This is a genomic window from Burkholderia sp. HMSC10F09 (assembly GCF_001806955.1).
Lineage (GTDB): Bacteria > Pseudomonadota > Gammaproteobacteria > Burkholderiales > Burkholderiaceae > Burkholderia > Burkholderia multivorans.
The window spans coordinates 1-26,216 of record NZ_KV786522.1; the positions used below are offsets into that span (position 1 = coordinate 1).

General features: G+C 67.0%; 23 protein-coding genes and 2 tRNA genes. 8 read left to right on the plus strand and 17 right to left on the minus strand.

The features are described from left to right. Positions 1-73: 73 nt before the first annotated feature. The 13 genes from HMPREF3115_RS02370 to def all read right to left on the minus strand — a co-directional run bounded on the left by HMPREF3115_RS02370 (position 74) and on the right by def (position 12,020). Positions 74-859 carry an HpcH/HpaI aldolase family protein gene (locus tag HMPREF3115_RS02370; RefSeq protein WP_006401855.1) on the minus strand — a complete coding sequence of 262 codons (786 nt, stop codon included), beginning with the start codon at positions 857-859 and terminating at the stop codon, positions 74-76. 225 nt (positions 860-1,084) lie between these two features. Further along, positions 1,085-1,537: a 6-carboxytetrahydropterin synthase QueD gene (gene queD, locus HMPREF3115_RS02375; protein ID WP_006401854.1), complete on the minus strand. Its 453-nt coding sequence runs from the start codon at positions 1,535-1,537 to the stop codon at positions 1,085-1,087. Between the two features lie 19 nt (positions 1,538-1,556). Then, positions 1,557-2,189 (minus strand): 7-carboxy-7-deazaguanine synthase, encoded by a 633-nt coding sequence (queE, locus tag HMPREF3115_RS02380; protein WP_006407217.1) that lies wholly within the window; start codon positions 2,187-2,189, stop codon positions 1,557-1,559. A gap of 74 nt (positions 2,190-2,263) precedes the next feature. Then, positions 2,264-2,998, minus strand: a complete 735-nt coding sequence (gene queC / locus HMPREF3115_RS02385) for a 7-cyano-7-deazaguanine synthase QueC (protein ID WP_006401852.1) — start codon at positions 2,996-2,998, stop codon at positions 2,264-2,266. 325 nt (positions 2,999-3,323) lie between these two features. Beyond that, positions 3,324-3,399 (minus strand) — tRNA-Phe (locus tag HMPREF3115_RS02390). A gap of 62 nt (positions 3,400-3,461) precedes the next feature. After that, entirely contained in the window at positions 3,462-4,163 is a 702-nt protein-coding gene (gene esaR / locus HMPREF3115_RS02395; protein ID WP_006401851.1) for a response regulator transcription factor EsaR, read from the minus strand. Next, positions 4,164-6,617: a sensor histidine kinase EsaS gene (gene esaS, locus HMPREF3115_RS02400; RefSeq protein ID WP_012214364.1), complete on the minus strand. Its 2,454-nt coding sequence runs from the start codon at positions 6,615-6,617 to the stop codon at positions 4,164-4,166. Further along, positions 6,607-7,197 carry a DUF4390 domain-containing protein gene (locus tag HMPREF3115_RS02405; protein WP_006401849.1) on the minus strand — a complete coding sequence of 197 codons (591 nt, stop codon included), beginning with the start codon at positions 7,195-7,197 and terminating at the stop codon, positions 6,607-6,609. Before HMPREF3115_RS02405 ends, esaS begins: the two co-directional genes overlap by 11 nt. Beyond that, positions 7,194-8,597: a 16S rRNA (cytosine(967)-C(5))-methyltransferase RsmB gene (gene rsmB, locus HMPREF3115_RS02410; protein WP_070553341.1), complete on the minus strand. Its 1,404-nt coding sequence runs from the start codon at positions 8,595-8,597 to the stop codon at positions 7,194-7,196. The genes HMPREF3115_RS02405 and rsmB overlap by 4 nt, the downstream gene beginning before the upstream one ends. A gap of 183 nt (positions 8,598-8,780) precedes the next feature. Beyond that, complete coding sequence (gene htpX, locus HMPREF3115_RS02415; RefSeq protein ID WP_053297820.1) at positions 8,781-9,638, minus strand: zinc metalloprotease HtpX; 858 nt, start codon at positions 9,636-9,638, stop codon at positions 8,781-8,783. A gap of 97 nt (positions 9,639-9,735) precedes the next feature. Then, a complete protein-coding gene (locus tag HMPREF3115_RS02420) occupies positions 9,736-10,377 on the minus strand; it encodes a LysE family translocator (protein ID WP_006407221.1) in 642 nt (213 codons plus the stop codon). A 121-nt stretch (positions 10,378-10,498) separates the two neighbouring features. Further along, positions 10,499-11,482, minus strand: a complete 984-nt coding sequence (gene fmt / locus HMPREF3115_RS02425; RefSeq protein ID WP_053297821.1) for a methionyl-tRNA formyltransferase — start codon at positions 11,480-11,482, stop codon at positions 10,499-10,501. 34 nt (positions 11,483-11,516) lie between these two features. Then, positions 11,517-12,020: a peptide deformylase gene (gene def / locus HMPREF3115_RS02430; RefSeq protein WP_006410713.1), complete on the minus strand. Its 504-nt coding sequence runs from the start codon at positions 12,018-12,020 to the stop codon at positions 11,517-11,519. Positions 12,021-12,206: 186 nt separating this feature from the next. Here def and dprA point away from each other — a divergent pair, with 186 nt between their 5' ends. The 3 genes from dprA to HMPREF3115_RS02445 all read left to right on the plus strand — a co-directional run bounded on the left by dprA (position 12,207) and on the right by HMPREF3115_RS02445 (position 16,752). Further along, the gene (dprA, locus tag HMPREF3115_RS02435) at positions 12,207-13,532 is read left to right on the plus strand and encodes a DNA-processing protein DprA (RefSeq protein ID WP_175835571.1); all 1,326 of its coding nucleotides are present in this window, start codon (positions 12,207-12,209) and stop codon (positions 13,530-13,532) included. A 37-nt stretch (positions 13,533-13,569) separates the two neighbouring features. Continuing rightward, positions 13,570-13,950, plus strand: a complete 381-nt coding sequence (locus HMPREF3115_RS02440) for a thioredoxin family protein (RefSeq protein ID WP_006407224.1) — start codon at positions 13,570-13,572, stop codon at positions 13,948-13,950. A gap of 204 nt (positions 13,951-14,154) precedes the next feature. After that, complete coding sequence (locus HMPREF3115_RS02445) at positions 14,155-16,752, plus strand: DNA topoisomerase III (RefSeq protein WP_006401840.1); 2,598 nt, start codon at positions 14,155-14,157, stop codon at positions 16,750-16,752. Positions 16,753-16,880: 128 nt separating this feature from the next. Here the strand turns inward: HMPREF3115_RS02445 and HMPREF3115_RS02450 are convergent, their stop codons facing one another. Next, positions 16,881-17,930, minus strand: a complete 1,050-nt coding sequence (locus tag HMPREF3115_RS02450; protein ID WP_006401839.1) for a LysR family transcriptional regulator — start codon at positions 17,928-17,930, stop codon at positions 16,881-16,883. Positions 17,931-18,353: 423 nt separating this feature from the next. On the opposite strand from HMPREF3115_RS02450, the gene HMPREF3115_RS02455 reads away from it, so the two are divergent. Beyond that, positions 18,354-19,367, plus strand: a complete 1,014-nt coding sequence (locus HMPREF3115_RS02455) for a D-2-hydroxyacid dehydrogenase family protein (protein WP_053297822.1) — start codon at positions 18,354-18,356, stop codon at positions 19,365-19,367. Positions 19,368-19,386: 19 nt separating this feature from the next. Here the strand turns inward: HMPREF3115_RS02455 and HMPREF3115_RS02460 are convergent, their stop codons facing one another. Further along, complete coding sequence (locus tag HMPREF3115_RS02460; RefSeq protein ID WP_006407226.1) at positions 19,387-20,253, minus strand: patatin-like phospholipase family protein; 867 nt, start codon at positions 20,251-20,253, stop codon at positions 19,387-19,389. Positions 20,254-20,261: 8 nt separating this feature from the next. Next, positions 20,262-20,666: a PaaI family thioesterase gene (locus HMPREF3115_RS02465; RefSeq protein WP_053297823.1), complete on the minus strand. Its 405-nt coding sequence runs from the start codon at positions 20,664-20,666 to the stop codon at positions 20,262-20,264. A 190-nt stretch (positions 20,667-20,856) separates the two neighbouring features. Here HMPREF3115_RS02465 and HMPREF3115_RS02470 point away from each other — a divergent pair. Continuing rightward, positions 20,857-20,932, plus strand: a tRNA-Lys gene (locus tag HMPREF3115_RS02470). Positions 20,933-21,080: 148 nt separating this feature from the next. On the opposite strand, the gene HMPREF3115_RS02475 is transcribed toward HMPREF3115_RS02470, so the two are convergent. Further along, complete coding sequence (locus HMPREF3115_RS02475) at positions 21,081-22,193, minus strand: glycosyltransferase family 9 protein (RefSeq protein ID WP_227747584.1); 1,113 nt, start codon at positions 22,191-22,193, stop codon at positions 21,081-21,083. A 217-nt stretch (positions 22,194-22,410) separates the two neighbouring features. Here HMPREF3115_RS02475 and HMPREF3115_RS02480 point away from each other — a divergent pair, with 217 nt between their 5' ends. The 3 genes from HMPREF3115_RS02480 (at position 22,411) to HMPREF3115_RS02490 (ending at position 26,059) form a co-directional block, all read left to right on the plus strand. Further along, positions 22,411-23,925: an O-antigen ligase family protein gene (locus tag HMPREF3115_RS02480; RefSeq protein WP_227747585.1), complete on the plus strand. Its 1,515-nt coding sequence runs from the start codon at positions 22,411-22,413 to the stop codon at positions 23,923-23,925. Beyond that, positions 23,912-24,736 (plus strand): glycosyltransferase family 2 protein, encoded by an 825-nt coding sequence (locus tag HMPREF3115_RS02485; protein ID WP_006401782.1) that lies wholly within the window; start codon positions 23,912-23,914, stop codon positions 24,734-24,736. Before HMPREF3115_RS02480 ends, HMPREF3115_RS02485 begins: the two co-directional genes overlap by 14 nt. Positions 24,737-25,150: 414 nt before the next feature. After that, positions 25,151-26,059 carry a DUF3592 domain-containing protein gene (locus HMPREF3115_RS02490; RefSeq protein ID WP_070553345.1) on the plus strand — a complete coding sequence of 303 codons (909 nt, stop codon included), beginning with the start codon at positions 25,151-25,153 and terminating at the stop codon, positions 26,057-26,059. The last annotated feature ends 157 nt before the right edge of the window (positions 26,060-26,216 follow it).

Sequence of the window (26,216 nt, forward strand, 5' to 3'; positions counted from 1 at the left end):
AGCGCCGCCGCCAGCCGCGCGGCGCGCGGTGCCCTACGCGCGGCCCGCCCGCGACACGCGCCCTCGGCCGCGTTCATGACCGCACCTCCTGCAGTGCCTGCCGCGTCGCCCGCAGCAACCAGATCACGTCGGCCGACAGCGCGATCATCCGGTAGCCGGCGTCGCGGCACTGGCGTGCGCTCGCGCTGTCCGACGCGAAGATGCCGACCGCGACGCCCGCCTGCCGGCCGGCCGCGAGCACGCGCGCGATCGCGGATTCGACGTCCGGATGTCGGACGTCGCCGAGATGACCGAGGCTTGCCGCGAGATCGGCCGGCCCGACGAACACGCAGTCGACGCCGGGCGTCGCGGCGATTCGTTCGACCTCGTCGATGCCGCGCGCGGATTCGATCTGCACGATCACCGCGATCTGCGCGTTCGCGGTCTGCACGTAGTCGCGCCGCATCCCGAACGCCGCCGCGCGCACCATGCCGGCCACGCCGCGCACGCCGTCCGGCGACTCGGGCGACGGAAAGCGCGTGAGGCGCACGGCGTGCGCGGCATCGTCCGCCGTCTCGATGCACGGAAACATCAGCGTGCGCGCGCCGGCGTCGAGCGCGCGCTTCACGAGCCACGGCTCGCGGGCCGGCACGCGCACGACGGGCTCGGTCGGCAGGCGTGCGGCGGCCATCGCACGCAGCTGCGAGGCGACGTCGCGGCTGTCGTTCGGCGCGTGCTCCATGTCGATGCAGAGCCAGTCGTAGCCCGCATGCGCGAGCGCTTCCGCCGCCGTGTCGCTCGCGAGCGTCAGCCACAGCCCGTACAGCGGCTCGTCGCCGTCGTGCAGACGTTGTTTCAGGGAATTGGTCAGCGTGCTCATCGATACGGCCTCCCGGCGGACAGGCAATCGAACGGGACAAGCAACGGCAGGGTGTGTCGGTCGCGCACGACGGCGCGACGGGCGGCGCTTCGCCGCCTCACGCAGCGATCATAGCGCGGCGCCGGACGGAATGCGGGTAGGAAAACGCGGAGGGAGGCGCCGCGCACGCTGCGGCGGCCGGACGGACGCGCCGGCCGGCGCACCGGCGGCTCGATGCGGCGCAGATCAGCGGCCTGCGTCGCGCTCGACGTCGGCCCAGCAGTTCGGCGTCTCGTAGAGCCGCACGCGCTCGAGGCGCAGGTTCACGCCGTAGTGCGCGTCGTACACGCTCGCGAGGATGTCGAACGCGATCGCGGCGAGATTTTCGACGGTCGGAATGCGGTCGAGCACGACCGTCTTGTGGTCGGCCATCTGCTCGAGGAACGAGCGCACGACTTCGTCGCGCGCGTAGACGAGGAATGCGTGGTCCCACTTGCTGACGAGGTGCTCGACCGCAAGCGCCTTCACGTCGGCGAAATCCATCACCATGCCGCGATCGGGCGCCCCCTCGGTATCGACGAGATCGCCGCGCAGCGTGATTTCGAGCACATAGCGATGGCCGTGCAGGTTCCGGCACTGACTGCGGTGATCGGGAATGCGGTGGCCCGCGTCGAATTCGAGTTTTCGGGTAATCAGCACGATGTCAAAAAGCCGTGGCTCAGGGAATGTTCAGATATTTGTGCGTCTGCATCGACAGGCGCCACTGCGGATGCCGCTTGCACCAGTCGATCGCGAGCTTCGTGTTCAGGTCGCGCGACGGGCCGTCCATCGGCTGCACCAGAAAATACTCGAAGTCGAGCTTCGCGTAATCGGCGAGCCGCTGGTTGTCCTGCGGGATCACGACCTTCAGCTCGTTGCCCTTCGTGACGACGAGCGGCGCATCGGCCTTCGGGCTCACGCAGATCCAGTCGATCGATTCGAGCACCGGCAGCGAGCCGTTCGTCTCGATCGCGATCTCGAAGCCGGCCGCGTGCAGCGCGTCCACGAGCGGCTGGTCGAGCTGCAGCATCGGCTCGCCGCCCGTGCAGACGACGAAGCGGTGCGCTTCGCCGTCCGGCCACAGGCTCGCGATCGTCGCGACAAGCGCGTCGGCATCCTTGAACTTGCCGCCGTTCTCGCCGTCGGTGCCGACGAAGTCGGTATCGCAGAAGCGGCAGACGGCCTGCGCACGGTCCTCTTCGCGGCCCGACCACAGATTGCAGCCGGCGAACCGGCAGAACACGGCCGGCCGGCCCGCGTTCGCGCCCTCGCCCTGCAACGTGTAGAAAATTTCCTTGACCGCGTAAGTCATCGTCCTTCGTCCGGCTTGCGCCGCTCGTTGTCGATCAGAATCCGTTCATCGGCCCGCGCCGCCCGCGCGCCGCATCACAGCGGCGCTTCGGTCACCCGCTCGCCCTTCAGATACGCTTCGTAGCCGCGCTTGCGCAGCTTGCATGCCGGGCATTCGCCGCAGCCGAAGCCCCAGTCGTGCAGTTCCGCGCGCTCGCCGACGTAGCACGTGTGCGTCTCGACGCGAATCAGCTCGACGAGCGCCTGGCCGCCCAGCTGCTCGGCGAGCTGCCAGGTCTGCGCCTTGTCGAGCCACATCAGCGGCGTCTCGAGCACGATGCGCGTGTCCATCCCGAGGTTCAGCGCGACCTGCAGCGCCTTCATCGTGTCGTCGCGGCAGTCCGGGTAGCCCGAAAAATCGGTTTCGCACATCCCGCCGACCAGCACGCGCAGGCCGCGACGATACGCGATTGCCGCGGCGATCGTCATGAACAGCAGGTTGCGGCCCGGCACGAACGTGTTCGGCAGGCCGTTCGCGGCCGTCTCGATCTCGATCGCGCGCGTCATCGCGGTATCGCTGATCGCGCCGAGCACCGACAGATCGATCATGTGATCGTCGCCGAGCCGGTCCGCCCACGCGGGGAACTGCCGCTTCAGCGCTTCGCGCACGCCTTCGCGGCACTCGAGTTCGACGCGATGGCGCTGGCCGTAGTCGAAGCCGAGCGTTTCGACCGTCTGGTAGCGTTCGAGGGCCCACGCCACGCACGTGGCCGAGTCCTGCCCGCCGGAAAACAGCACGAGCGCGCCGTCTTTAGCGTCTGTCCGAATCACCGTGATACTCCGTGAATGTATAGGCTCGCGTCGCGCTGCGCCCGATGGCCGGCTGCCGCCGAACGGCCCGACGCGTGCCGGCCTGCGCCGGCGCGACCAGTATAGGCAGCGCCGCAGCCCGGCAACGCGGTACGGCGCTTATACCGCCCATCGCGCGGCATCGCGGCGCGGACATTCGACCGATTGCGCCGGATGCAGATGGCGGTACGCTAAGTCATTGAGCGGGCACGGATTTTATCACGCCGCCGCCAATGCTGCCGGGCGCGCGAGACCCGCCCCAAACGAAAAACCCCAAGAACCTGACGATTCTTGGGGTTGGAACTGCTGGTGGCCTGGGGCGGAATCGAACCACCGACACGCGGATTTTCAATCCGCTGCTCTACCAACTGAGCTACCGGGCCAACGAAGAATCGAGAGTATAGCGACCTCTTTTGAACTGTACAAGCCCTTTTCGTGAAATTTTTTACGCCGCGCCTTCGGACGGCTTCTTGCCGAGTTCGACGCCGAGCTGCTTGAGCTTGCGATACAGGTGCGTGCGTTCGAGGCCGGTCTTTTCCGCGACGCGCGTCATGCTGCCGTTCTCGCGCGCGAGGTGGTATTCGAAGTACGCGCGTTCGAACGCGTCGCGCGCTTCGCGCAGCGGAATGTCGAACGGAATCGCGGCCGTCTGGCCCGCGAGGCCGAGCGCCGCTGCGACGTCGTCGCCGAGCGTCGGGAGCGCAGCCGCCGACGCGACCGCTGCGGGCCCCGCCGCCTGCCCGGCGCCGGCCTTCGCCGCCGCATTCGCGGACACCGGCGCCGCGCCGCGCGCGAGCCCGTGCTCGACGGCCTTCAGCAGCTTCTGCAGCGCGATCGGCTTCTCGAGGAAATCGAGCGCACCGATCTTCGTCGCCTCGACGGCCGTGTCGATCGTCGCGTGCCCGGACATCATGATCACCGGCATCGTCAGCAGGCCTTGAGCCGCCCATTCCTTGAGCAGCGTGACGCCGTCGGTATCCGGCATCCAGATATCGAGCAGCACGAGATCGGGCGCCTGATTCAGCCGGTATTCCCGCGCAGCCTGCGCGTTCTCCGCCGCCTCGACGACGTGTCCTTCGTCGCTGAGGATCTCCGAGAGCAATTCCCGGATGCCCATTTCATCATCTACCACCAGGATGGTTGCCATTTACGCTGCCTTTGTCTGCTCACTTGCTTTTGTCTTCGTCGAGGCCGACCGTCCGGCGGCCGGCTTGCCGGCGGCCGACGCCGCCGCGGGCGCCGCTCCGTCGGGCCCCGCATTCGGCGCATCGCTCGCCATCTGCAGGAACAGGATCGACACCTGCGCACCTTCGACGGTCTCGCCGTGCATGCGATTGCGCAGATCGATCCGCGCGCCATGCTCGTCGACGATCTTCTTGACCGTGGCCAACCCGAGCCCCGTACCCTTCGCCTTCGTCGTCACGTAAGGCTCGAACGCGCGCGTCAGGATGCGCGCCGGGAAACCGGGCCCGTTGTCCGACACGGTAAGACGAACCGCGACGCGCGTTTTGCCCTCGGCGTCGGGGTCGCCATATTCTACTGTCTTGGTTTCGATCAACACACGCGGATGCTCGGACTCCGCGACCGAATCCTGCGCGTTCTGCAGCAGGTTGTGTATCACCTGACGCAGTTGCGTCGCATCGCCGCGAATCACCGGCAGCGACGGCGCGAGCTCGACGACGATCGGATTCTTGCCTTCGCCGACGCCGTACAGCCCCAACACTTCGCTCACCAGATCGTTCAGCTGCAGGTTCGCGAGCACGGCCGGCGGCGTGCGCGCGTATTCGCGGAAGTCGTCGACCATCCGCTTCATCGCGGCCACCTGGTTGACGATCATCGTCGCGCCGCGCTTGAGCACGTCCGCGTCGTGCGGCGCGAGCTTGTCCGACAGCTTCATCTGCAGCCGTTCGGCCGACAGCTGGATCGGTGTCAGCGGGTTCTTGATCTCGTGCGCGAGCCGGCGCGCCACCTCGCCCCATGCGACCGAGCGCTGTGCGGAAATCACGTCGGAGATGTCGTCGAACACGACGACGTAGCCCGACGTCTGCGGATCGTCGGCCTGCCCTTCGACCGTCGACACGAGCCGCGTGCCGCGCACGAGCAGCGTCAGCGGATCGGTCTCGCCCGGCACTTCGACCGCGAACTGCTGCTGCCAGTGGCCCGTATCGCCGCTGCCGCTGTCGGACGCCGCCTCGCGATCCGCGAAGGCCTTGCGCACCATCGCGCCGAACCCGGCGACGACGCCGATCTGGTCGAGCGTCGTGCCGATCAGCGAATTGAATGGCTGCCGGAAAATCCGCTCGGCGCCGCGGTTCGCCGTCGTGAGCCGGAACTGGCGGTCGAGCACGAATACGCCGGCCGTCAGGTTCGCGAGAATGCTTTCGAGATAGGCCTTCGAATGCTCGAGCGCGATCCGGTTCTTCTCGACCGCAAGCCGCGCCTCGGACAGCTGGCGCGTCATCGCGTTGAACGACTGCGTAAGGAAGCCGAGCTCGTCGCGCGTCTTGATCTCGCGCTTCGGCGTGTAGTCGCCTTCGGCGACTTCCTTCGTGCCCTGCGCGAGCAGGAACAGCGGCCGCGCGAGTTGCTGGCCAAGCGCGAGCGCAAGCATCATCGCGATGAAGGTCGCGAGGAACAGCGCGAGCGTCAGCGTGCCGATGTACATCTTGCGCAGCCCCGTGCGGCCGAGCGATTTCTCCTGATATTCGCGATAGGCACGCTGGACGGCGTCCGCGTTGTGCGCGAGCGTCGGCGGCACCGGCTGCGTGAGCTGCAGGAAGCGTTCGGCCGGCTGCAGCATCGACGTCGTTGCGTCGGGAATCGGCCGCACGACGCGCAGCCGCAGCGCGCCTTTCGCGCCGTGCGCGCGCGGATCGCCGTCGACTTCGCCCTCGATCGCCGCATACGCGCCGTGCTCGCGCGCCTGGCTCAGCATCAGCGGCGTCGGCAGATCGTCCGGAATCAGCGCCGCGAAATTGCCCGACGCCTGCGCGACGATATGCAGATCGGGCGACGCACCCGAGCCGCCGCGGCTCGGCTCGACGATCGTCGCGTCCTGCACGCCGAACTGGTCGCGCAGGCGCAGCAGCGTGAGCGTCGTGCCGTTCGTGTTCGCGTCGACGCTCGCGAGCTGATCGGACATCAGCCGCGCCTTCGTCTGCAGATCGGACAGCGACGCGTCGAGCATCCCGCGGCCGAGATTCAGGCCGGCCGTCAGCGCGGTTTCGACGTTCACGTCGAACCACGACTCGATGCTGCGCGACACGAACTGGTACGACACGATATAGATGATGCCGCCCGGCACGACACCGACGAGCGCGAAGAAGATCGCGAGCTTCGCGAGCAGCCGCGTGCCGAACTTGCCCTTCCTCAGGCGCACGACGATCATGCCGATCAGCCCGAGCACGACGAGCAGGAACACGAGCGCGACGATGATGTTCGCCGCGTACAGCCACGAGTAGTAGCGATCGAAGAATTCGGTGTTCGCGCTCGCGGCCGCGAGCAGCACGAGCAGCAGCAGCGCGGTGATCGCGACGGTCGACACGATCACGCGTATGAGGAGGCTCTTTCCGCTCGTCGCGCGGCGCACTTTATTTAGCACGTTCGGCCACCGTGAACGTAAAGCGCTTCCAGTCCGAGGCCAGCGTCCAGTCGCGGTTGTTCACCGCGTCGACCTGGAACGGCTTCGGCATCAGCGCCGTGTCGAGCTGCATCCGCACCGACGCCGTGTACGTCTCGCCGGCACGCACCTGGTTGCGGTCGATCACGTGCCACGACGTGATGTGCTTGACGACCGCGAGCGCATCCTTCAGCGTGCCGAAGCCGAGCTGCAGGCCGCCCGTCGACACGCGGTATTCGCGCGTGAGCGGCTGGAACGACAGGCGGATCGTCTGCGACACCGACACCGGCTGCTCGTCGAACCAGTACCAGCGCGCGCGGCTCAGTTCGAAGTCGGTCGTGAAATAAAGCGGGATGCCCTTGTTCACGGCATCCTCGAGGTTCGGGTTCAGTTCGAAATCGAAGCGGGCGTCGAGGCTCCAGCCGTTTCCGTCGGCCTGCAGCGAGGCGCGCTGCACGGCAATCGATTCGGCGTGCGCCGGCCGCACGATGGCCACGCACAGCGTCAACGCGACCAGCAGGACGGCCGCGAGCCGAAGTGGAAAAAGGTGTTTGATCGTCACCGTTTCTGAAACCGCGCGTAGAAAAATCCGTCGTGATCGGTGGTCGGGTCGGGCACGCCGGCGGTGCCTTCGCTGCCCGCTCCGCCCGAAGCGGCACGCGGCAGCAGCTGGCCGGGCGCGTCCAATCGTACCGCATCTTCGCAGGCCGCTTCAAACCAGCGCGCCTGCTGCTCGCCTTCTTCGGGGAAGATCGAGCACGTGACGTACAGCAGTTCGCCGCCCTGCTTCAGGAGCGGCCACAGCGCTGACAAGATGCGTCGCTGTTCGGCGACGAGCGCCGGGATGTCGGCCTCGCGGCGCAGCCAGCGGATGTCCGGATGACGTCGCACGATCCCGGACGCCGAGCACGGGACGTCGGCCAGGATCCGGTCGAACGGTCGGCCGTCGTACCAGGTGTCGGGCGCGCCCGCGTCGCCGACGCGCACATCGGCCGCGAGCGACAGCCGCGCGAGGTTCTCGCCGATGCGCGTCGCGCGGCTTGCGTCGCTTTCGAGCGCAACGACTTCCGCGTCGGCGAGCTCGAGGATATGGCCGGTCTTGCCGCCCGGTGCTGCGCAGGCATCGAGCACGCGCATGCCGTCGCGCGCGCCGAGCCATTCGGCCGCGAGCTGCGCGCCCGCATCCTGCACCGACACGACGCCGTCGGCGAAACCCGGAATGCGCTCGACCGGCAACGCCGATGCGAGCCGCACCGCATGCCGGCCGATCGCGGCGGCCTCGATTCCGTTATCGCGCAGCGTGCCGAGATACGCGTCGACGCTCGCGCGACGTGCGTTCACGCGCAACGTCAGCGGACCTTGCCGGTCGCCGGCCGCGAGTATTGCCTGCCAGGCGTCGGGCCATGCGCGCTTCACGGCGTCGATCCACCATGCGCGGTAGTTCCATTGCGCGACCGGATCGGCATGCATCGCGGCGACGAGTGTGTCGCGCTCGCGCAGAAAGCGTCGCAGCACGGCGTTCACCATCCCCTTCGCAAACGCATACTCGCGCCGCGCGCCGATGGCGGTCACGGCCTGATCGACGACCGTGAACGGCGGATACGCCGCTTCGCCGTCCGCGTCGAGCAGCAGCGCGAGTGCGCCGGCGAGCACCGCATGTACGTGTGCGGGCGGCGCCTTGCCGACGAGGCGCGCGATCAGCCAGTCGACGCTGCCGAGACGACGCATCGTGCGATACGCGACGTCCTGCGTCGCACCGCGCGCGAGCGCCTGCGCCCCCGATGCCATCTGCGCGAACACCGCGGAGAGCGCGGCCGGCAACGCGGTGCCGCGCCGCACCGCGTCGACCGCCTGCGCGGCCGCGTCCAGCGCGAAGCCGAGCGAGTCGGGCGCGACACGCAATGCCGACAGGCGCGTGGCGCGGCCGGGAGAAGACGGGGAGGCGGAACGGGTTCGTGTCATCGGGGCGAAATCGGCAAGCGGGGCGGGAGCCGGGCGACGCCGACGCCGCGCCGATCCCAAACCGCGCATTGTAGCGTGCGACCGGATGCGGCCCGGACGACGCGCAAATGAATCACCCCGCAGCGCGACGCATGCGGGGTGATGGGGGAAGGACCGCGGAACAGGCGCCGCGAACGGGCGCCGTCAGTCGAAGCGGCCGGTGCGCGCCATTTCCATCAGCCGCGCGATGCGCTCCTCGGTGGCCGGGTGCGTGGAGAACAGATTCTGCAGACCGCCGCCGTGAAGCGGGTTCATGATCATCATCTGCGCGGTGGCCGGATGCGCCTCGGCCGCCTGGAACGGGATGCCCGCCGCATAGCGATGAATCTTGTCGAGCGCGCTCGCGAGCGCTTGCGGGTCGCCGGAGATCTGCGCGCCGCCACGGTCGGCCTCGAACTCGCGCGCACGCGAGATCGCCATCTGAATCAGCGCGCCCGCGATCGGCGCGAGCAACGCGACCGCGATGCCTGCGATCGGATTGACCGGCCGGCCGTTTTCATCGCGCCCGCCGAAGAACATCGCGAAGTTCGCGAGCGCCGAGATCGCACCGGCCATCGTCGCGGTGATCGTCGAGATCAGGATGTCGCGGTGCTTCACGTGCGCAAGCTCGTGCGCCATCACGCCGCGTATCTCGCGCTCGGACAGCACGCGCAGTATGCCGGTGGTCGCCGCCACGGCCGCATGCTCGGGGTTGCGGCCCGTCGCAAACGCGTTCGGCGCATCCTCGTTGATCAGATAGACACGCGGCATCGGCAGGTTCGCGCGCGTAGCCAGCTCGCGGACCATCCGGTAGAACTGCGGCGCCGTGTTCTCGTCGACCTCCTGCGCGTTGTACATGCGCAGCACCATCTTGTCGGAGAACCAGTACGAGAAGAAATTCATGCCGAGCGCGAACAGCAGGGCGATCGTCATGCCGCGCGAGCCGCCGATCATGCCGCCGATCACGATGAACAGGGCCGTGATCGCGGCCATCAGCATCGCCGTTTTGACCCAATTGAACATACCCACTCCTTATCCGTCGGGGAAACCCGCCGTCACGATGTGCGGCGGGAAATTGTAAGCGATCTGTTAGATAAGGGCTCGCCGGAAAAATTCAATTTCAGCGCTGCGCCGTCGCGAGCCGCAGGCCCAGCCCGACGAACGCGCTGCCGACCGTGCGATCGAGCCATTTCTTGACGCCGGGCTTGCCGGAAAAGCGCTGCGTGACGCTGCCCGCGACCCACGCGACCATGCCGCTCCAGATCGTGCTCATCGTGACGAACACGGCGCCGAGGGTCAGAAACGCGAGCGTCTTGTGCGGGCTGTCGGCCGCCACGAACTGCGGGAAGAACGACACGAAAAACAGCACGACCTTCGGATTCAGCACGTTCGTCCAGAAGCCCTGCAGGAAAAGTTGGCGCAGCGGCTTCGCGGGCGACGCGGAGGCGGTGCCGGCGTCCGAGGTCGCGGCGGCGGGCTTCGCAAGCACCATGCGCACGCCGAGATAGATCAGATAGGCGGCGCCCACCAGTTTGATCGCGGTGAACGCGGCCGCCGATGCCGCGAGCAGCGCGGTCAGCCCGAACGCGCATGCGAGCACGTGCACGCAGCAGCCGGCCGAAATGCCGAGCGCCGACATCAGGCCCGCGCGGCGGCCCTGCGCAACGCTGCGGCCGACGATGTACGCGGTATCGGGACCGGGCGTGACGTTCAGCAGGAACACCGCTGGCAGAAAGAATCCGAAATGGACGATGCCGAACATGAAAGCCTCGCAACTGGGAATGCCGGGAAATTCTACGCGCGCCGGACAGGCCGCGCGACTCGGCCGAACGGCCGATTGCGCGCGGTCCGCGCACCGTGTCGAATGGCGTCTCGCCGGCCGCTCAGCCCGCGTCGGGCAGCGCGAAGCGCTGGCCTGCGGCGAGCGGCGAGCCGGCGAGGAATTCGCGTGCCGGCAGCCGCTTGCCGCCCGGCTTCTGCAACTGCGTCACGCGCAGCGCGCCGGTGCCGCACGCCACGATGACGCCGTCCGGCGCCGCTTCGACGATCGTGCCGGGCGCCGCGTCGCCGCGCCCCGTGGCGGGCTCGGCCGCCCAGATCTTGATCGCGGCGCCGTCGAGCGTCGCGACGCCGCCGGGGAACGGATCGAACGCACGCACCTGGCGCGCAAGCACGTCCGCGGGCTTGCGCCAGTCGAGCGCCGCTTCGTGCTTGCCGATCTTTTCCGCGTAGGTCACGCCGTCGGCCGGCTGCGGCGTCGCCGCGAGCGTGCCGTCGCGTTCGAGCCGCGCGAGCGCGTCGACGATGAGCTGCGCGCCGTCGGCGGCGAGCCGGTCGTGCAGCGTCGCCGTCGTATCGTCGGGCGCAATCGCGATGCGCGATGCCTGGATCATCGCGCCGGTGTCGAGCCCGGCGTCCATCTGCATCAGCGTGACGCCCGTTTCGGCATCGCCGGCCTCGATCGCGCGGTGGATCGGCGCGGCGCCGCGCCAGCGCGGCAGCAGCGACGCATGGATGTTGATGCAGCCGTGGCGCGGAATGTCGAGCACTTCCTGCGGCAGCAGCAGCCCGTATGCGGCGACGACCATCACGTCGTGCGGCGTCGCGCGCAGCAGCTCGATCGCCTCGACGGCCTCGGCCGGATACTTGCCGGCGCGGCGCAGCGACGGCGGCTGCGCGACGGGCAGCCCGTGCTCGAGCGCGTAGCGCTTCACGGCGCTCGCCTGCAGCTTCATGCCGCGCCCGGCGGGCCGGTCGGGCTGCGTGAGCACGAGCGGCACCGCGAAACCGGCGTCGTGGATCGCGGCCAGCGCGGCCGCGGCGAATTCCGGCGTGCCGGCAAAAATCACGCGCAACGTATGGGTCATGACAGCGTTCGGGGTCGGTCTCGGCGCACGCGCGTCACATCGCGCGTTCGAGTTTCTTCATCTTCGTCTTGATCCGGCTCTGCTTGAGCGGCGACAGGTATTCGACGAACACGCGGCCCATCAGGTGATCCATTTCGTGCTGGATGCATACCGCGAGCAGGCCTTCGCAGTCGAGCTCGAACGTCTCGCCCTGCTCGTTGAGCGCGCGCACGCGCACGCGGTCCGGGCGCTCGACTTCATCGTAGATGCCGGGCACCGACAGACAGCCTTCTTCGTAGACCTGCTTGCCGTCGCTCGACCAGATGATCTCGGGGTTGATGAAGGCGCGCAGCTCGTTCTTGTCTTCGGACACGTCGATCACGATCACGCGTTCGTGCACGTCGACCTGCGTGGCCGCGAGGCCGATGCCCGGCGCCGCGTACATCGTCTCGGCCATGTCGGCAACGAGCTTGCGGATGCGGTCGTCGACCTTGTCGACGGGCTTCGCGACCTTGTGCAGCCGCTTGTCGGGGTAATGAAGAATGTTCAGCAAAGCCATGGTCTTTCGGTATTCGGTGAAGCGGTGTGCCGCATCGGCCATCCGGCCGGCTGGCGCTGCCGCCGCGATGCAATGAAGATGAGGCGGATGCGCGGCGAATCAATGCCGCGGATCGCGCCTCCTGCATTCGGCCGCGCGCCTGCGCACGCGGCCTCGACGAGTATTTCGGATGATGAAAATTTTATCATGGCGTCACGCCGCTCGCTGGCCGCTTCCGTCGAGGGAAATCTCATGTCGCCGCAAGCGCTGACGCGTGCCGGGCTGCGCGCATGGCTGCAGCTCGCGCACGCACCGTCGCTGCCGCCGGCCGTGCTGCGCGCACTGCTCGACGCATTCGGGTCGGCCGACGCACTGCTGCGCGCGCCGGACGATGCGATCGCCGCGGCGAGCAGCCCGACCGCCGTGCGCGCCGTGCGCGCGAGCGAGCGCGCCGATCTCGACGCGCGCACCGATGCCGCACTCGCGTGGCTCGACGTGCGCGGCAACGCGATCGTCACGCTCGACGATCCGGCCTATCCGCCACGCCTGCGCGATCTGCACGATCCGCCGCCGCTGCTATATGTAAAGGGGCGGCTCGACCTGCTGCACGCGCGCGGCATCGCGGTGGTCGGCAGCCGGCATGCGACGCCGCAGGGGCTCGCGGACGCGACGCGCTTCGCGCGTGCGTTGTCGGATGCGGGGCTCACGGTCGTGTCGGGGCTCGCGCTCGGTATCGATGCAGCGGCGCACCAGGGGGCGCTCGACGGCCGGTCGAGCACGATCGCGGTAATCGCGACGGGCGCCGACCTGGTCTATCCGGCGCGCCACCATGCGCTCGCGCATGCGATCGCCGCGCACGGTGCGATCGTGTCCGAATGGCCGCTCGGCACGCCGGCCCGCGCGTCGCACTTTCCGCAGCGCAACCGGCTGATCGCGGCGCTCGCAATCGGCGCGCTCGTCGTCGAAGCCGCGCCGCGCTCCGGCTCGCTGATCACCGCGCGACTGGCGAACGAACTGGGCCGCGACGTATTTGCGATGCCGGGCTCGATTCACGCGCCGCTCGCGCAGGGCTGCCATGCGCTAATCCGCGACGGCGCGAAGCTCACCGCGACGCCGCTCGACATCCTCGAGGAATACGGGCTCGGCGAGCCAGCAGCGCGCGGCGCGCACACGTGCGCCGAACCGGCCGCCGGCGATGCGCGCGCGAACGTCGGCGTGGCGGACCTCCACGACGTGACCGCTGCCGCAGCGTCGCCACCCGCCACCGCGCCGCCGGACACCGCCGCGGCCGAAGCCGCCGCCGAACTGCCCGCGTGCCCGGCCGAGCAGGCCGTGCTGACGGCGCTCGGATATGGCCCCGTGACATACGAATGGCTCGCGGAGCGCTGCGGGCTGCCCGACGACGCACTGCACCGCGCGCTGCTCGCGCTCGAACTGGCCGGTCGCGTCGCGCCGCTGCCCGGCGGCCGCTACGGTCGGCTCGACGGGCCGCCCAACCCTGCTGCACGCGGCGTGCTACATTCCCCCGCATAGCGGCGGCCGTGCCGCCGACGACATTCGAAGGAAACTCATGCCCGCGCTGAATCTCGACACCGACGCCGATCGGATCGCCGAGCGTCTCGCCGATCCCGCCACGCTGCTCGTCGCCTGCCTGTGCGCCGAATGGTGCGGCACCTGCCGCGACTACCGTACGCTGTTCGACCAGCTGGCCGACGCGCATCCGGACGCGTGCTTCGCCTGGATCGACATCGAAACCCATGCCGACCGGCTCGACGACCTCGACGTCGAGAACTTCCCGACGATCCTGATCGAGGACGCCCATACGGCCCGCTTTTTCGGTACGGTGCTGCCGCACGCCGCGATCGTCGAACGCATGCTGTCCGACCTGACCGCCGTGCCCGGCACGCCGCACGCACCGAAATTGCGCAACGTGCTGACGGTCGAGGCCTGAGCGCGCCCGGCCGCGCGCATTTTTTCACGAGTCGGCGTTCGCGCGTTTGGCCTCGCGCCGTACCGGGCGCTTGCCGCCGCTGCGCCCCCCCTCTATGATGGGCCGCTTTTTACACGTCCGGCCGCCGTCGCGGCGGCGTGTGCTATAAAGCCGTCGTAAAAGGGACCCACACCGGCGAACCCGGTCTACCAACACACATCTGTCATGTCCAAAGCACTGATCATTGCGGAAAAGCCTTCTGTCGCGAACGACATCGCGCGCGCTTTGGGCGGCTTTACCAAGCATGACGAATACTTCGAAAGCGACGAATACGTGCTTTCGTCCGCTGTCGGCCACCTGCTGGAAATCGCCGCTCCGGAAGAGTACGAGGTCAAGCGCGGGAAATGGAGCTTCGCGCATCTGCCCGTCATCCCCCCGCATTTCGACCTCAACCCGATCGCAAAAAGCGAGTCGCGCCTGAAAGTGCTGACGAAGCTGATGAAGCGCAAGGACGTCGATCGCCTGATCAACGCATGCGACGCGGGGCGCGAGGGCGAGCTGATTTTCCGCCTGATCGTGCAGCACGCGAAGGCGAAGCAGCCGGTCCAGCGCCTGTGGCTGCAGTCGATGACGCCGCAGGCGATCCGCGACGGTTTCGCGCACCTGCGCAGCGACGCCGACATGCAGCCGCTCGCCGACGCCGCGCGCTGCCGCTCCGAAGCCGACTGGCTCGTCGGCATCAACGGCACGCGGGCGATGACGGCCTTCAACAGCAAGGGCGGCGGCTTCTTCCTGACGACCGTCGGGCGCGTGCAGACGCCGACCTTGTCGATCGTCGTCGAACGCGAAGAGAAAATCCGCCGTTTCGTCCCGCGCGACTACTGGGAAGTGAAGGCGGAATTCGCGTGCGCGGCCGGCTTCTACGAAGGCAAGTGGTTCGACCCGAAATTCAAGCGCGACGAGTTCGATCCCGAGAAGCGCGATTCGCGGCTCTGGAGCCTGCCGGCTGCCGAGACGATCGTCGCCGCGTGTCGCGACCAGGTCGGCACGGTCAGCGAGGAATCGAAGCCGTCGACGCAGCTGTCGCCGCTGCTGTTCGACCTGACGAGCCTGCAGCGCGAAGCGAACAGCCGTTTCGGCTTCTCCGCGAAGAACACGCTGGGCCTCGCGCAGGCGCTGTATGAAAAGCACAAGGTGCTGACCTACCCGCGTACCGACGCGCGCGCCCTGCCGGAGGACTATATCGGCACGGTGAAGTCGACGCTCGAGATGCTCAAGGAGAGCCACAACTACCTGCCGCACGCGAAGCAGGTGCTCGACAAGGGCTGGGTCAAGCCGAACAAGCGGATCTTCGACAACTCGAAGATCAGCGATCACTTCGCGATCATCCCGACGCTGCAGGCGCCGAAATCGCTGTCCGAGCCCGAGCAGAAGCTGTACGACATGGTCGTGAAGCGCTTCCTCGCCGTGTTCTTCCCGGCCGCCGAATACCGCGTGACGACGCGCATCACCGAAGTCGCCGGCCATCACTTCAAGACCGAAGGCAAGGTGCTCGTCGAGCCGGGCTGGCTGCAGGTCTACGGCCGCGACGCCGAAGGCGCCGACGCGAACCTCGTGCAGGTGCAGAAGGACGAGAAGGTGAAGACGGACGAGATCGCCGCCGTCGCGCTCGTCACGAAGCCGCCCGCACGCTACTCGGAAGCGACGCTGCTGTCGGCGATGGAAGGCGCGGGCAAGCTCGTCGAGGACGACGAACTGCGCGAGGCCATGGCCGCGAAGGGCCTCGGTACGCCGGCCACGCGGGCGGCGATCATCGAAGGCCTGCTCGGCGAGAAATATCTCGTGCGCGAAGGCCGCGAACTGATCCCGACCGCGAAGGCATTCCAGCTGATGACGCTGCTGCGCGGGCTCGGCGTGAAGGAACTGACCGCACCCGAGCTCACGGGCGAATGGGAATACAAGCTGTCGCAGATGGAGCGCGGCAACCTCGGACGCGACGCATTCATGCAGGAAATCGCGCGCATGACGCAGCAGATCGTCAAGCGCGCGAAGGAATACGATTCCGACACGATTCCCGGCGATTACGCGACGCTCGAAACGCCCTGCCCGAACTGCGGCGGCCAGGTGAAGGAGAACTACCGGCGCTTCGCGTGCACGAAGTGCGACTTCTCGATCTCGAAGATTCCGGGCAGCCGGCAGTTCGAGATCGCCGAAGTCGAGGAGCTGCTGCAGAAGAAGGAGATCGGTCCGCTGTCGGGCTTCCGCAGCAAGATGGGCCGTCCGTTCTCGGCGATCCTGAAGCTGACCTTCGACGACGAAATCAAGAACTACAAGCTCGAGTTCGATTTCGGGCAGGATCAGGGCGGCGACGAAGGCGAAGCGCCCGACTTCTCCGCGCAGGAGCCGGTCGGCACGTGCCCGAAGTGCAAGGGCCGCGTGTTCGAGCACGGGATGAGCTACGTCTGCGAGCACTCGGTCGCGAACCCGAAGACGTGCGACTTCCGCTCCGGCAAGGTGATCCTGCAGCAGGAAATCACGCGCGAGCAGATGGCCAAGCTGCTTGCGGACGGCCGCACCGATCTGCTGCCGAACTTCAAGTCGTCGCGCACGGGCCGCAACTTCAAGGCATACCTCGTGAAGCAGCCGGACGGCAAGATCGGCTTCGAGTTCGAGAAGAAGGAGCCGAAGGCGGCCGCCGCGAAGAAGACGGCGAAATCGGCGACGAAGGACGCGGAGACCGTCACCGAAGGCGCCGACGAGAAGCCGGCGCCGGCACGCAAGACCGCCGCACGCAAGACGACGACGCGCAAGACGGGCTCGTAACGAGCGCCGCCGCGAGTCGCGCGCGTCGCGGCGGCTCGCCAGCCCGTCGGCCAAACAAAAAACGCGGATCGATCGCTCGATCCGCGTTTTCTTTTTGGCGCCTCCGTTCGGGCGCCCGCGCGTCGCCGTTACAGCGGCGACGGCGCCGAGACGCGCTGACGGCCTGCGCGCGGCAGCCGCGGCGACAGGTTCGGGTCCGCCGGTTCCGGCTGCTCCGCACGCGTTTCGACGCCGATCGGCGGGAGCGTCGCGCCCTGCGCGGCCCACTGCTCGCCCATCGTCGCGTCGGTCGACTTGCTGAAGTACTCGACGAGGTGATCGATGAACGTGCGCACCTTCGCCGGCAGATGGCGCCGGCTCGGATAGGCGATGTTGATCTCGACCTGCGGCAGCTTGAAATCGGGCAGCAGCCGCACCAGCGCACCGCGCGCGATGTCGCCGCCGATCAGGTAGCTCGGCAGGATCGCGACGCCCATCCCGAGCAGCGCGAACTGCCGCAGCATCGCGGTGTTGTTCGCGACGATCACGTTGGTCGGACGCACGCGCACTTCGCCATCCGGCCCCGTAAACACGCGCTCGTCGCCCCAGTATTCGGTCGGCAGACTCAGGCTCGGATGCTCGGCGAGCTGCTCCGGATGCGTCGGCACGCCGTGCTTTTCCAGATAGCTCGGCGTCGCGCATACCGTCATGCAGCCCGTGGTCAGACGCCGCGTGACGATGCTCGCGCTGCGCATCTGTCGCGTCACGACGATGCCGACGTCGAAGCCTTCCTCGACGAGGTCGACCTGCCGATCGACGAGCGTCAGATCCGGCACCACTTTCGGGAACTGCTCGGTGTACGACTGCAGCACCGGTGCGAGGTTATGCAGGCCGAACACGACGGGCGCGACGATGCGCAGCGTGCCGACCGGCTCGTGATTGCGCGCGACGACCATCTGCTCGACGTCCTCGAGTTCGTCCAGAATCTGGCGCGCACGCTCCAGATAGACCTGCCCCGATTCCGTCAGCGAAAGGCTGCGCGTCGTGCGATTCAGCAGCCGCGTGCCGAGCCGGCCTTCGAGATCGGCGACATGGCGCGTCGCGACCGCGTTCGAGATATCCATTGCACTCGCGGCCCGCGCGAAACTGCCGAGATCCGCAACCTTGACGAACACGCGCATCGACTGCAAATGATCCATAAACGACTCCTGCCGCTGTTACAACTTCAAAAAGTTGAAGCAAATGCGTAATTCTCCTACGACAGCGGAAAAGATGCAGAGTTGCCTATCGCGTCCGCGAATCGAGATAAAAACCATCAAACATCCTTGGTCTGCGCGGATAATTGATCCAATTATTCTGATTGGAGCAACAATTGGGTGAATCTCGTCCGCCAGGCGGCCGAATCAGGAAGGACGTATTTGATGCGACACAACATCGCACCGCGGCGGTCGACGTTGCGCGGCGCCGGGACGGCTGCGGCCGATTGCGGCGGAGCGTAACAACCTGTTAAAAAGGCCCCACGGGCGCGGCCGGCGTAGCATCATGTCGGCCCCGGCCGCGCGGGACAGGCGCGCTGTGCGCCGCCGCTGCCGGATTCAACGCGCAACACCACCCCGCTCACCATGAAAATTGCCATCCTCGACGACTACCAGGACGCCGTCCGCAAGCTGAACTGCTTCGAGATGCTCGCCGACCACGACGTGAAGGTCTTCAACAACACGGTGCGCGGGCTGGGGCAACTCGCGAGCCGCCTCGCGGAAGTCGAGGCGCTCGTGCTGATTCGCGAACGCACACCGATCTCGTCGCAACTGCTTGCCAAATTGCCGAATCTGCGCATGATCAGCCAGACCGGCCGTATTTCGAGCCATATCGATCTCGACGCGTGTACCGACCGCGGGATCGCGGTGCTCGAAGGCACCGGCTCGCCGATCGCGCCGGCCGAACTGACGTGGGCGCTCGTGATGGCTGCGCAGCGCCGCATTCCGCAATACGTCGCGAATCTGAAGCAGGGCGCGTGGCAGCAGTCGGGGCTGAAGACGTCGGCGCTGCCGCCGAACTTCGGTCTCGGCCAGGTGCTGCGCGGGCAGACGCTCGGCATCTGGGGCTACGGCAAGATCGGCCGGCTCGTCGCCGGCTACGGCAAGGCGTTCGGAATGAACGTGCTGATCTGGGGCCGCGAACATTCGCTCGAGGCCGCGCGCGCCGACGGCTACACCGCCGCCGAGAGCCGCGAAGCGCTGTTCGAGCAGAGCGACGTGCTGTCGCTGCACCTGCGGCTGCATGACGACACGCGCGGGATCGTCAAGCAGGAAGACCTGATGCGGATGAAGCCGACGTCGCTGCTCGTCAACACGAGCCGCGCGGAACTGCTCGAGGAAAACGCGCTCGTCAACGCGCTGTCGCACAACCGGCCGGGGATGGTCGCGATCGACGTGTACGAAAGCGAGCCGATCCTGCAGGGCTACAGCTTGCTGCGGATGGAAAACGTGATCTGCACGCCGCACATCGGCTACGTCGAACGCGAAAGCTACGAGCTGTATTTCAGTGCCGCGTTCAAGAACATCCTCGCGTTCGACCAGGGCGACACGTCGAGCGTCGTCAACCCGGAAGCGCTGCTGCCGGTCCGCAAGCGCTGATCACACGCCGCGCGCCGCTTCACGCGGCGACGCGGCCGTCCGTCATCGCGCCGACGCGCGCGAGAAAATGTTCACCGTCGCGGCGCCCGAGATCGTATGCGTGCTGCATCTGCGACGGGCTCGTGTAATCCCAGCTGGAAATCGGCACCTTCGTCGACGGCTGCACGTACAGCCGACGCTGATCGCCGTGCGCGACCGTAAACATCTGCGGACGCGGATACCGCCGCGTGACGAGCACCAGCACGTCGCCCGGCGAGGCGTCGAGCGCGCCGACCGGTACGTTGTCGACCATCCCGCCGTCGAGCACCGGCCGGCCGCCGCGCCGCAGCACCGGCGTAAACGGCGGCGTACACGACGACTGCAGGATCAGGTCGGCCAGCTCGTCGACGTGCGCGCAATCCTGCGCGCGCACGAATTCGGGACGAAAGCCCAGTGTGCGGCCAAGCGTCGGATGCAGCGTCTTGCGCAGGTACTTTTCGATGTTGTACGCGACGAGGCCCGCGGCCACGGCGCTGCGCGCGCCGAGCCAGCGCGGCACGTGCGACACGCCGATACGGATCTCCGGCGCGCTCGCGAGCTGCGCGAACGGCTCGCCGTAGATGTCGAGCAGCGCCTGCCGGTAGATCCGGTAGTGCGGAAACATCGGCTCGCGGCCGAACAGATTGCGCCAGTACACGTTCTTCCGGTTCTCGCGCAGCGCCTCTTCGTAATAGCGCATCACCCACGCGGCATCGCGCGTGTACAGCATGCAGGCCGTCGCCGCGCCAGCCGAAATGCCGGCGATCACGCGCGGGCGCAGGCCGAGCGCCGGCTGCGCGACGTCCCAGAAACCGGCCTGCCACCAGCAGCGATTGCCGCCGCCCGCGAAAACGATCTGGTCGAACATCGCGCCGCTCAGCTCGTCAGCGCGTAGGTCGACGTCGCGTGGACGGCCATCTTGCCGTCCTCGTCGAACAGTTCGACTTCGCCGAACACGAGGTTGCGGCCCATTCGCAGCACGCGCGCGGTCACAAGCACGTCGCCCTTGCGCACCGGACGCATGAAGTTCGTGTTCAGCGAGACGGTCGTCATCGGCCGGAACTCGCCGAGCGCGGCCGAGATGGCGACGACCATCGCGGTGTCGGCGGCGGCCGTGAATACCTGACCGCAGATCACGCCGCCCGAATGGCGGAATTCGCCGGAAAACGGCAGGCGCAGCGTGACGCTGTCGTCGCCGATCGCTACGGGGACCAGATCGAGCGAGCGGACCCACGGGGCCAGCAGGCGATCGAGCAATTCGCGGACTGCGTTCTCGTCCATCTTCGAATGTCCAGAAAACGTTGCGCGACCGCCGCGCAACAGGTTGGACGTCATCATACCGGGAGCGCGGAAACTGCGATGGCTCGTTATCCCGCCGTCAGGTCGCGTTGTCGTGACGAAATATTTTCGCGAAATATGCAGAAAGGGCTTGCCATGTCCCGAAAAGCCATGCATAATTTCGCTTCTGTCGGGGGCGTTAGCTCAGTTGGTAGAGCAGCGGACTCTTAATCCGTAGGTCGAGTGTTCGAGTCACTCACGCCCCACCAGGAATTTCAAAGGCCGGTCAGCGCAAGCTGACCGGCCTTTTTCGTCTGTGTAGCACCGCACACCGCGATGGCCGCGTCGGGCAAGTTCGAATCGCGGCGCAGCCTCAGCGCTCGACACTTCCCCGAATCCCTTGCTTCCGCAACGATGTCACACGACGTAGTCCGCCACCGTTCCCAGCTTCGTCCGCAACGCTGACACAACGGTGCCGACATCGATATCGCTGACCGCACCGCTGCTCTGGATACCGATCGACTTGCAGCGCGGCGTGAGTCGCAAGTGCATGGGCTCCGCGTGCGCAAACAGCGTGACCGAGCCGGCGTCGGTAGTGTGTGCGACATGCATCAGCCCGCCATCGCACCCCACGAATCCTGCGCTGCGCGCGATGACCGCCCGCGATTGCAGCAGACTCAGCTTCCCCACCAGCGAGCGCACGGTAAAGCGCGCATAGGCCTGTCGGCCGATTGCGTCCGCGGCATCGCGCCCGTTGTCCGAGCCGAGCAGCAAGACGGACGGCGGGACCGCGAGATCGTCCGCCGCATCCAGTGCAGACAACAACTCGGGCCAGCGGTCATAGGTGCGCCTTGGCTCGATGCCGCCGACCGCGACGCACAGATACGGCGTTTCGGGCACGAGCGCGTCGACGCTACGCTCGGTCGGATCGCTGCAACCGAGGTAGGGCTGCGCGAGCGCGTGCAGCCGCGCAGGCGTCAGACCGAGTCCGAATACGTGATTGATCGCAGCAAAGCTGAACTGCGTCTGATTGCGATCCGGACCGTAGAAGTAGCCGAACAGGCACGCGAACGGCAGGTGCCTGAAATGCTTCCGCTTCAATCGGATCGACGGCAGATTGAATTCGTTCAGCAGCACCGCATCGTAGTCGCGCGCCAGCGCGTCTTCCACGCGGTCGAACACATTCGCGAAAACATCGTCTTCCTCGAACAGTGGGCGCAGTTTCGGCAGCGTCAGCAGATCCGCTTTCACGCCCGTGCCGCGCAGCAGGCTTCGGCCGGCCATGTCCATGGTCGCGTCGCCGAAATTCGCCTTGCCGGTGTACAGCCACAAAATCCGCGCATTGTTCGGCAACGTGTCGCGATAAAGCGCCGTCTGCCCGCCCAGCGCGAGCGAGCATCGGCGGTGAAGATATTTTTTCGCGACGGTCAACTTCGAGGCCTGCGCGAGATAGCGCGCCGGATCATGAGGCACCGATTCGTAAGGAATCGACGTAGAGCGTGCGACACAATGGTCGATCAATCGAAACATGGTTGGTATCGTTGTCATTTTCGTCGGCCGTGCCCGCGCCGTTGCCGACATATCGCGCCGTTTCTCGTGACGGAACGGCATCGACGGCCTTTCCCCGGGACGAATGTCGATGCACGTGCACCATGGCGCCCGCCGCGAACGCTCCATTATAGGGGCTCGCGACACCGAACCCGCATTCTTGACCGGCGGCAGCTTCTAAAGTAACGTCTCGCACGCCATGTCGCCGGATGGCGCAGTCAATCCAATCGACCATTTGCCGTATCCGCGCCGCATCGCGCCCGCCATCGCCTGCGATAGGCAACGCCATCGAGGTGGCGCATGCAGCCAACGGCGCGGTTCGCCGCTTGCCGGCAAGGATCGCGCTTGCCTACGTCGACGGGGCGGTCACCAAGCCAATCTCAATTTCAGATTTCTTCCGGAGCCCGTGTTGAGGCGTGATTGCTTGTCGTCCCCCGCCCGGCTACCCAGTCGTGATGAACGCCCGCCGCTCGCAGCCGTCGCAGCCTACATCGTGATTGCAGCCGCCCCGCTGTTCCTCGTCACCATTCGTGGCTGGAGCAGCGCGGTCCTGTTTGTCGCGGCGCTCTGTGCCGCCGTTGCCTTGGCGCAGCGACGCGCATCGCCCTTCGTCGCAGTCGCGGAACGGCCGGCCACGATGCGCATGGCGATCGTGCTGCTGCTTCCGGTCGCATCGATCCTGATCAGCTCGGCTTTCCGCGGCAAATTCGCCGCACCGATGTTCGACAGCCCCTCCCGCTTCGCCGCCGCGATCCCGATTCTGCTGCTGGTCGTGCACTATCGGTTCAGCGTCGGCCGGTGGCTGCAGTACACGATTCCGCTTGGGCTGGTCGTCACGTTCGTGCAGCTCCACTTCTTCGAAGGCCCCCATTTCTGGGACGGCGACCGGATGGCGACGTACTTCGCGGATCCGCTGACGTTCGGTCAATACATGATGACGCTCGGACTGATGAGCCTCGCGTCGATCAATCTGTTCGACAAGGACCGCCCGCCGCTGATCGCGTTCAAGTGCGCGGCTGCCGCGCTCGGGTTCTATCTGTCGATTCGCTCGGGCAGCCGCACCGGTTGGCTGGCGATGCCGATCGTGATCGCCTATCTCGCACTGCCGCGGCATCGCCAATTGCGCGCACGCAACGTCGCGTTGGCACTCGGCGTCGTGGCCGTGCTACTGGTTTCCAGCTACGAGTTCTCGCAGACGGTCCGCGACCGCATCGACGCCGCGCAGCAAGACTACGCGAGCTACCACTTTTCGGGCATTGCGCCCGACACGTCCGCGGGGCTGCGCATCACCTTCCTGCGCATTGGCACCTATCTCGCGGCGACGCATCCGCTCGGCGGACTCGGAGACACGGGTTTCGAGTCGGCGCTGAAGGCGCCCGAACTCGCGGCATTCGCTTCTCCGTATGCGCGCAGCTTCGCCCTGCATGCGGGCTTTCACAACGAGCTGATGACGAATGCGGTACGCTCCGGCATCTGGGGGATCCTGTCGACGCTCGCCTTGTTCATCGTACCGATGGTCATTTTCGTGCGGGCCATCCGCTCGCCCGACCGCGATCGCGTCGCCAATGGCACGATGGGCCTCGTGTTCATGATCTGCCAAATTGTGAGCGGCATGACGACCGAGGTGTTCAACCTCAAATTTACGGCCAGCTTCAGTGCGATTTTCATCGCAGCGTTGTGCGGTGCCTCGATCATTCGCTATGGAAAAGAATAAATACTCGATTACGTTCGCCTGCTACAACCAGGTCGAATATACGAAGAAGTGCATCGACAGCATGCTGAAACATGGCACGCCGCTCGATCGCGTCGTCGCCGTCGATAACGCGTCGAGCGACGATACGCTCGAGTATCTGAAGAGCCTGCCGCTCGGCGGCGTCATCCACAATGCCGAGAATCTCGGGTGCGGGATCGCATGGAACCAGGGCGCACTGCATCAACAGGCCGAGTGGACCGTCGTCATGAACAATGACGTGCTGGTATCCGCGGAGTGGATCGAACGACTGATCCATGCGGCGGAGAAACACAACCTGAAGGTCGCGTCGCCGGCCTTGGTCGAGGGGCCGCTCGACTACGATTTCGACGACCAGTCGCTCGTGTGGAGCGACCGCATGCGCGACACCCTTCGCGTCGGCACTCGCCATGCCGTCTGTCTCGCCGTGCATCGAAGCGTATGGCATGAGGTCGGCTACTTCCAGCCCGTACCGAAGCTGCTCGGCTATGAGGACACGCTGTTTTTCAGCGAGCTCGACAAGGTCGGCATTCGCACTGCGATCACCGGTGCGGCGTGGCTGCACCACTACGGCTCGATCACGCAGACCGCGATGAAGCAGGAGCGCGGGCTGTCGAGCAAGCAAGGTCTCGCCAACCGAAAGAACTATCGGCTGTTGAATCAGAGCTGGCTGACGCGCAAGATGAACAAGCTCAAGCGCAACCGGATGCTGAACGCGTGGCGCGAGGCGGAACTGGCGCGCTACGGCATGACCTTGCACGGCAAGCGCGAGGGCGGCGACTATCACTGGCTTTGACGCCGCTCGCTGTCCCTCCGAAGGCGTGTTGCTCCGGCTGACCCGCGGCTCGTCCGCTCCGCCACAGCACGCCCTCCCACCTCCTGTACCGCGCAGCACGCCGACGATCGGCATCCCTCCGCTGGCCCCCTTTTTTTGCATCGCCGCCTCGATAGGGCACGTCGGTAAGCCACCGAACGCATTTCCCGCGCCGTTTCCGCTAGAATCCTCCGACAAATAATCACACGATCGGCGCGGGCCTTGCCGTTCCCGCGTCGGCACTGAGAGAACATGGGACGTCAGACATGGGAACATGTGAGCGGGACGCGACCATTCGGGCGGCACGGTGGCGCCGAGATCGGGCTGTCCGTCGGCGCGCGCGACTCGGTCGCCCGCACCGCCCTCCGCCCTGCATTGCGCGAACCGGATCCGGTCATGCCGCTTAACGCGCGGATCGCGCTCGCACTCGGCATCGCGCTGCTCGTTGCGGCAGCCATCCTTGCGGTCACGGCCGGCCACGCCACCGGCCATCTGATCCGCATGCCGGGCACGGTCGTGCGCATCGTCCAGGACAGCGACGCGATGCGCGCGTATCGGCCGATCGTCGCGTACGTCGCGGACAACGGCGAGCGTCGCGAGATCGCCGGCAGCACCGCATCGATCGTCCCCGCCTACGATATCGGCGAGCACGTCGACGTGCTGCTCGACCCCGCCCATCCGAACCGCCCCGCCACGATCGACGACTTCGCGCAGCGCTGGTTTCCGGCCTGCGCCGCGGCGCTGCTCGCGGTCGCGTCGTTTGCGATCGGCAGCCTGCTGTACGTCAACGCGCGCCGCCACGCGGCACGCGACACGATGCCGGGCGCCGCTGCGCGCCAACGCGCGCTGCAGCGCTGGGACGTCGCGGTCGTCCTGATTCCGATCGCGATCGGCACCGGCTTCCTCGCTGGCGCGGGCGCGACCGGCCTGCGTCAGTGGCAGACCGTGCGCCATTACGCGTATGCGACGGGGCGCGTCATCGCGTTCGCGGACAACACGCGCGCAGCGCACGGCGCATCAGCCTCGTCGCGCTGCGCGGCGCTCGTCGCGTTCACGGCCGACGGCGGCCGGCGGATCACGTTCCGGCAGCGCACGCCCGTCGCACATTCGCGTCTGCAGGCGGGCGAAGCCGTCACCGTGCTGTACGACCCCGTGATGCCGGAACGCGCGATCGTCGACCGCTTCTGGGATCGCTGGGGCATCACCGCGATCCTGTTCGCGATCGGCGCGCCGTTCCTCGCGGCCGGCCTGTTCGTCGCCGCGACGCTATGGCCCGGTCAGCCGCCGTACGAGCGCGCGCACTGACTTCTTCGTGCGATCGCGCGCGCCGTCGCCCGATATGCGGCAACGGCCCGTGCGCATCGCGCCTGCCTACCACGGCAGCGAATACGTCTTCGTATTCGTGAAGCTCTTCATCGCCTCCTGCACGCCCTCCTTGTAGCCGAGCCCCGAATCCTTCACG

Coding starts and splice junctions, on each gene's coding strand:
- HMPREF3115_RS02370 (WP_006401855.1), bottom strand. CDS start 859: ATGAGCACGCTGACCAATTCCCTGAAACAACGTCTGCACGACGGCGAC.
- queE (WP_006407217.1), bottom strand. CDS start 2,189: ATGACTTACGCGGTCAAGGAAATTTTCTACACGTTGCAGGGCGAGGGC.
- esaR (WP_006401851.1), bottom strand. CDS start 4,163: ATGGCAACCATCCTGGTGGTAGATGATGAAATGGGCATCCGGGAATTG.
- rsmB (WP_070553341.1), bottom strand. CDS start 8,597: ATGACACGAACCCGTTCCGCCTCCCCGTCTTCTCCCGGCCGCGCCACG.
- htpX (WP_053297820.1), bottom strand. CDS start 9,638: ATGTTCAATTGGGTCAAAACGGCGATGCTGATGGCCGCGATCACGGCC.
- HMPREF3115_RS02420 (WP_006407221.1), bottom strand. CDS start 10,377: ATGTTCGGCATCGTCCATTTCGGATTCTTTCTGCCAGCGGTGTTCCTG.
- fmt (WP_053297821.1), bottom strand. CDS start 11,482: ATGACCCATACGTTGCGCGTGATTTTTGCCGGCACGCCGGAATTCGCC.
- def (WP_006410713.1), bottom strand. CDS start 12,020: ATGGCTTTGCTGAACATTCTTCATTACCCCGACAAGCGGCTGCACAAG.
- dprA (WP_175835571.1), top strand. CDS start 12,207: ATGGCGTCACGCCGCTCGCTGGCCGCTTCCGTCGAGGGAAATCTCATG.
- HMPREF3115_RS02440 (WP_006407224.1), top strand. CDS start 13,570: ATGCCCGCGCTGAATCTCGACACCGACGCCGATCGGATCGCCGAGCGT.
- HMPREF3115_RS02445 (WP_006401840.1), top strand. CDS start 14,155: ATGTCCAAAGCACTGATCATTGCGGAAAAGCCTTCTGTCGCGAACGAC.
- HMPREF3115_RS02450 (WP_006401839.1), bottom strand. CDS start 17,930: ATGGATCATTTGCAGTCGATGCGCGTGTTCGTCAAGGTTGCGGATCTC.
- HMPREF3115_RS02455 (WP_053297822.1), top strand. CDS start 18,354: ATGAAAATTGCCATCCTCGACGACTACCAGGACGCCGTCCGCAAGCTG.
- HMPREF3115_RS02460 (WP_006407226.1), bottom strand. CDS start 20,253: ATGTTCGACCAGATCGTTTTCGCGGGCGGCGGCAATCGCTGCTGGTGG.
- HMPREF3115_RS02465 (WP_053297823.1), bottom strand. CDS start 20,666: ATGGACGAGAACGCAGTCCGCGAATTGCTCGATCGCCTGCTGGCCCCG.
- HMPREF3115_RS02475 (WP_227747584.1), bottom strand. CDS start 22,193: ATGTTTCGATTGATCGACCATTGTGTCGCACGCTCTACGTCGATTCCT.
- HMPREF3115_RS02480 (WP_227747585.1), top strand. CDS start 22,411: ATGTCGCCGGATGGCGCAGTCAATCCAATCGACCATTTGCCGTATCCG.
- HMPREF3115_RS02485 (WP_006401782.1), top strand. CDS start 23,912: ATGGAAAAGAATAAATACTCGATTACGTTCGCCTGCTACAACCAGGTC.
- HMPREF3115_RS02490 (WP_070553345.1), top strand. CDS start 25,151: ATGCCGCTTAACGCGCGGATCGCGCTCGCACTCGGCATCGCGCTGCTC.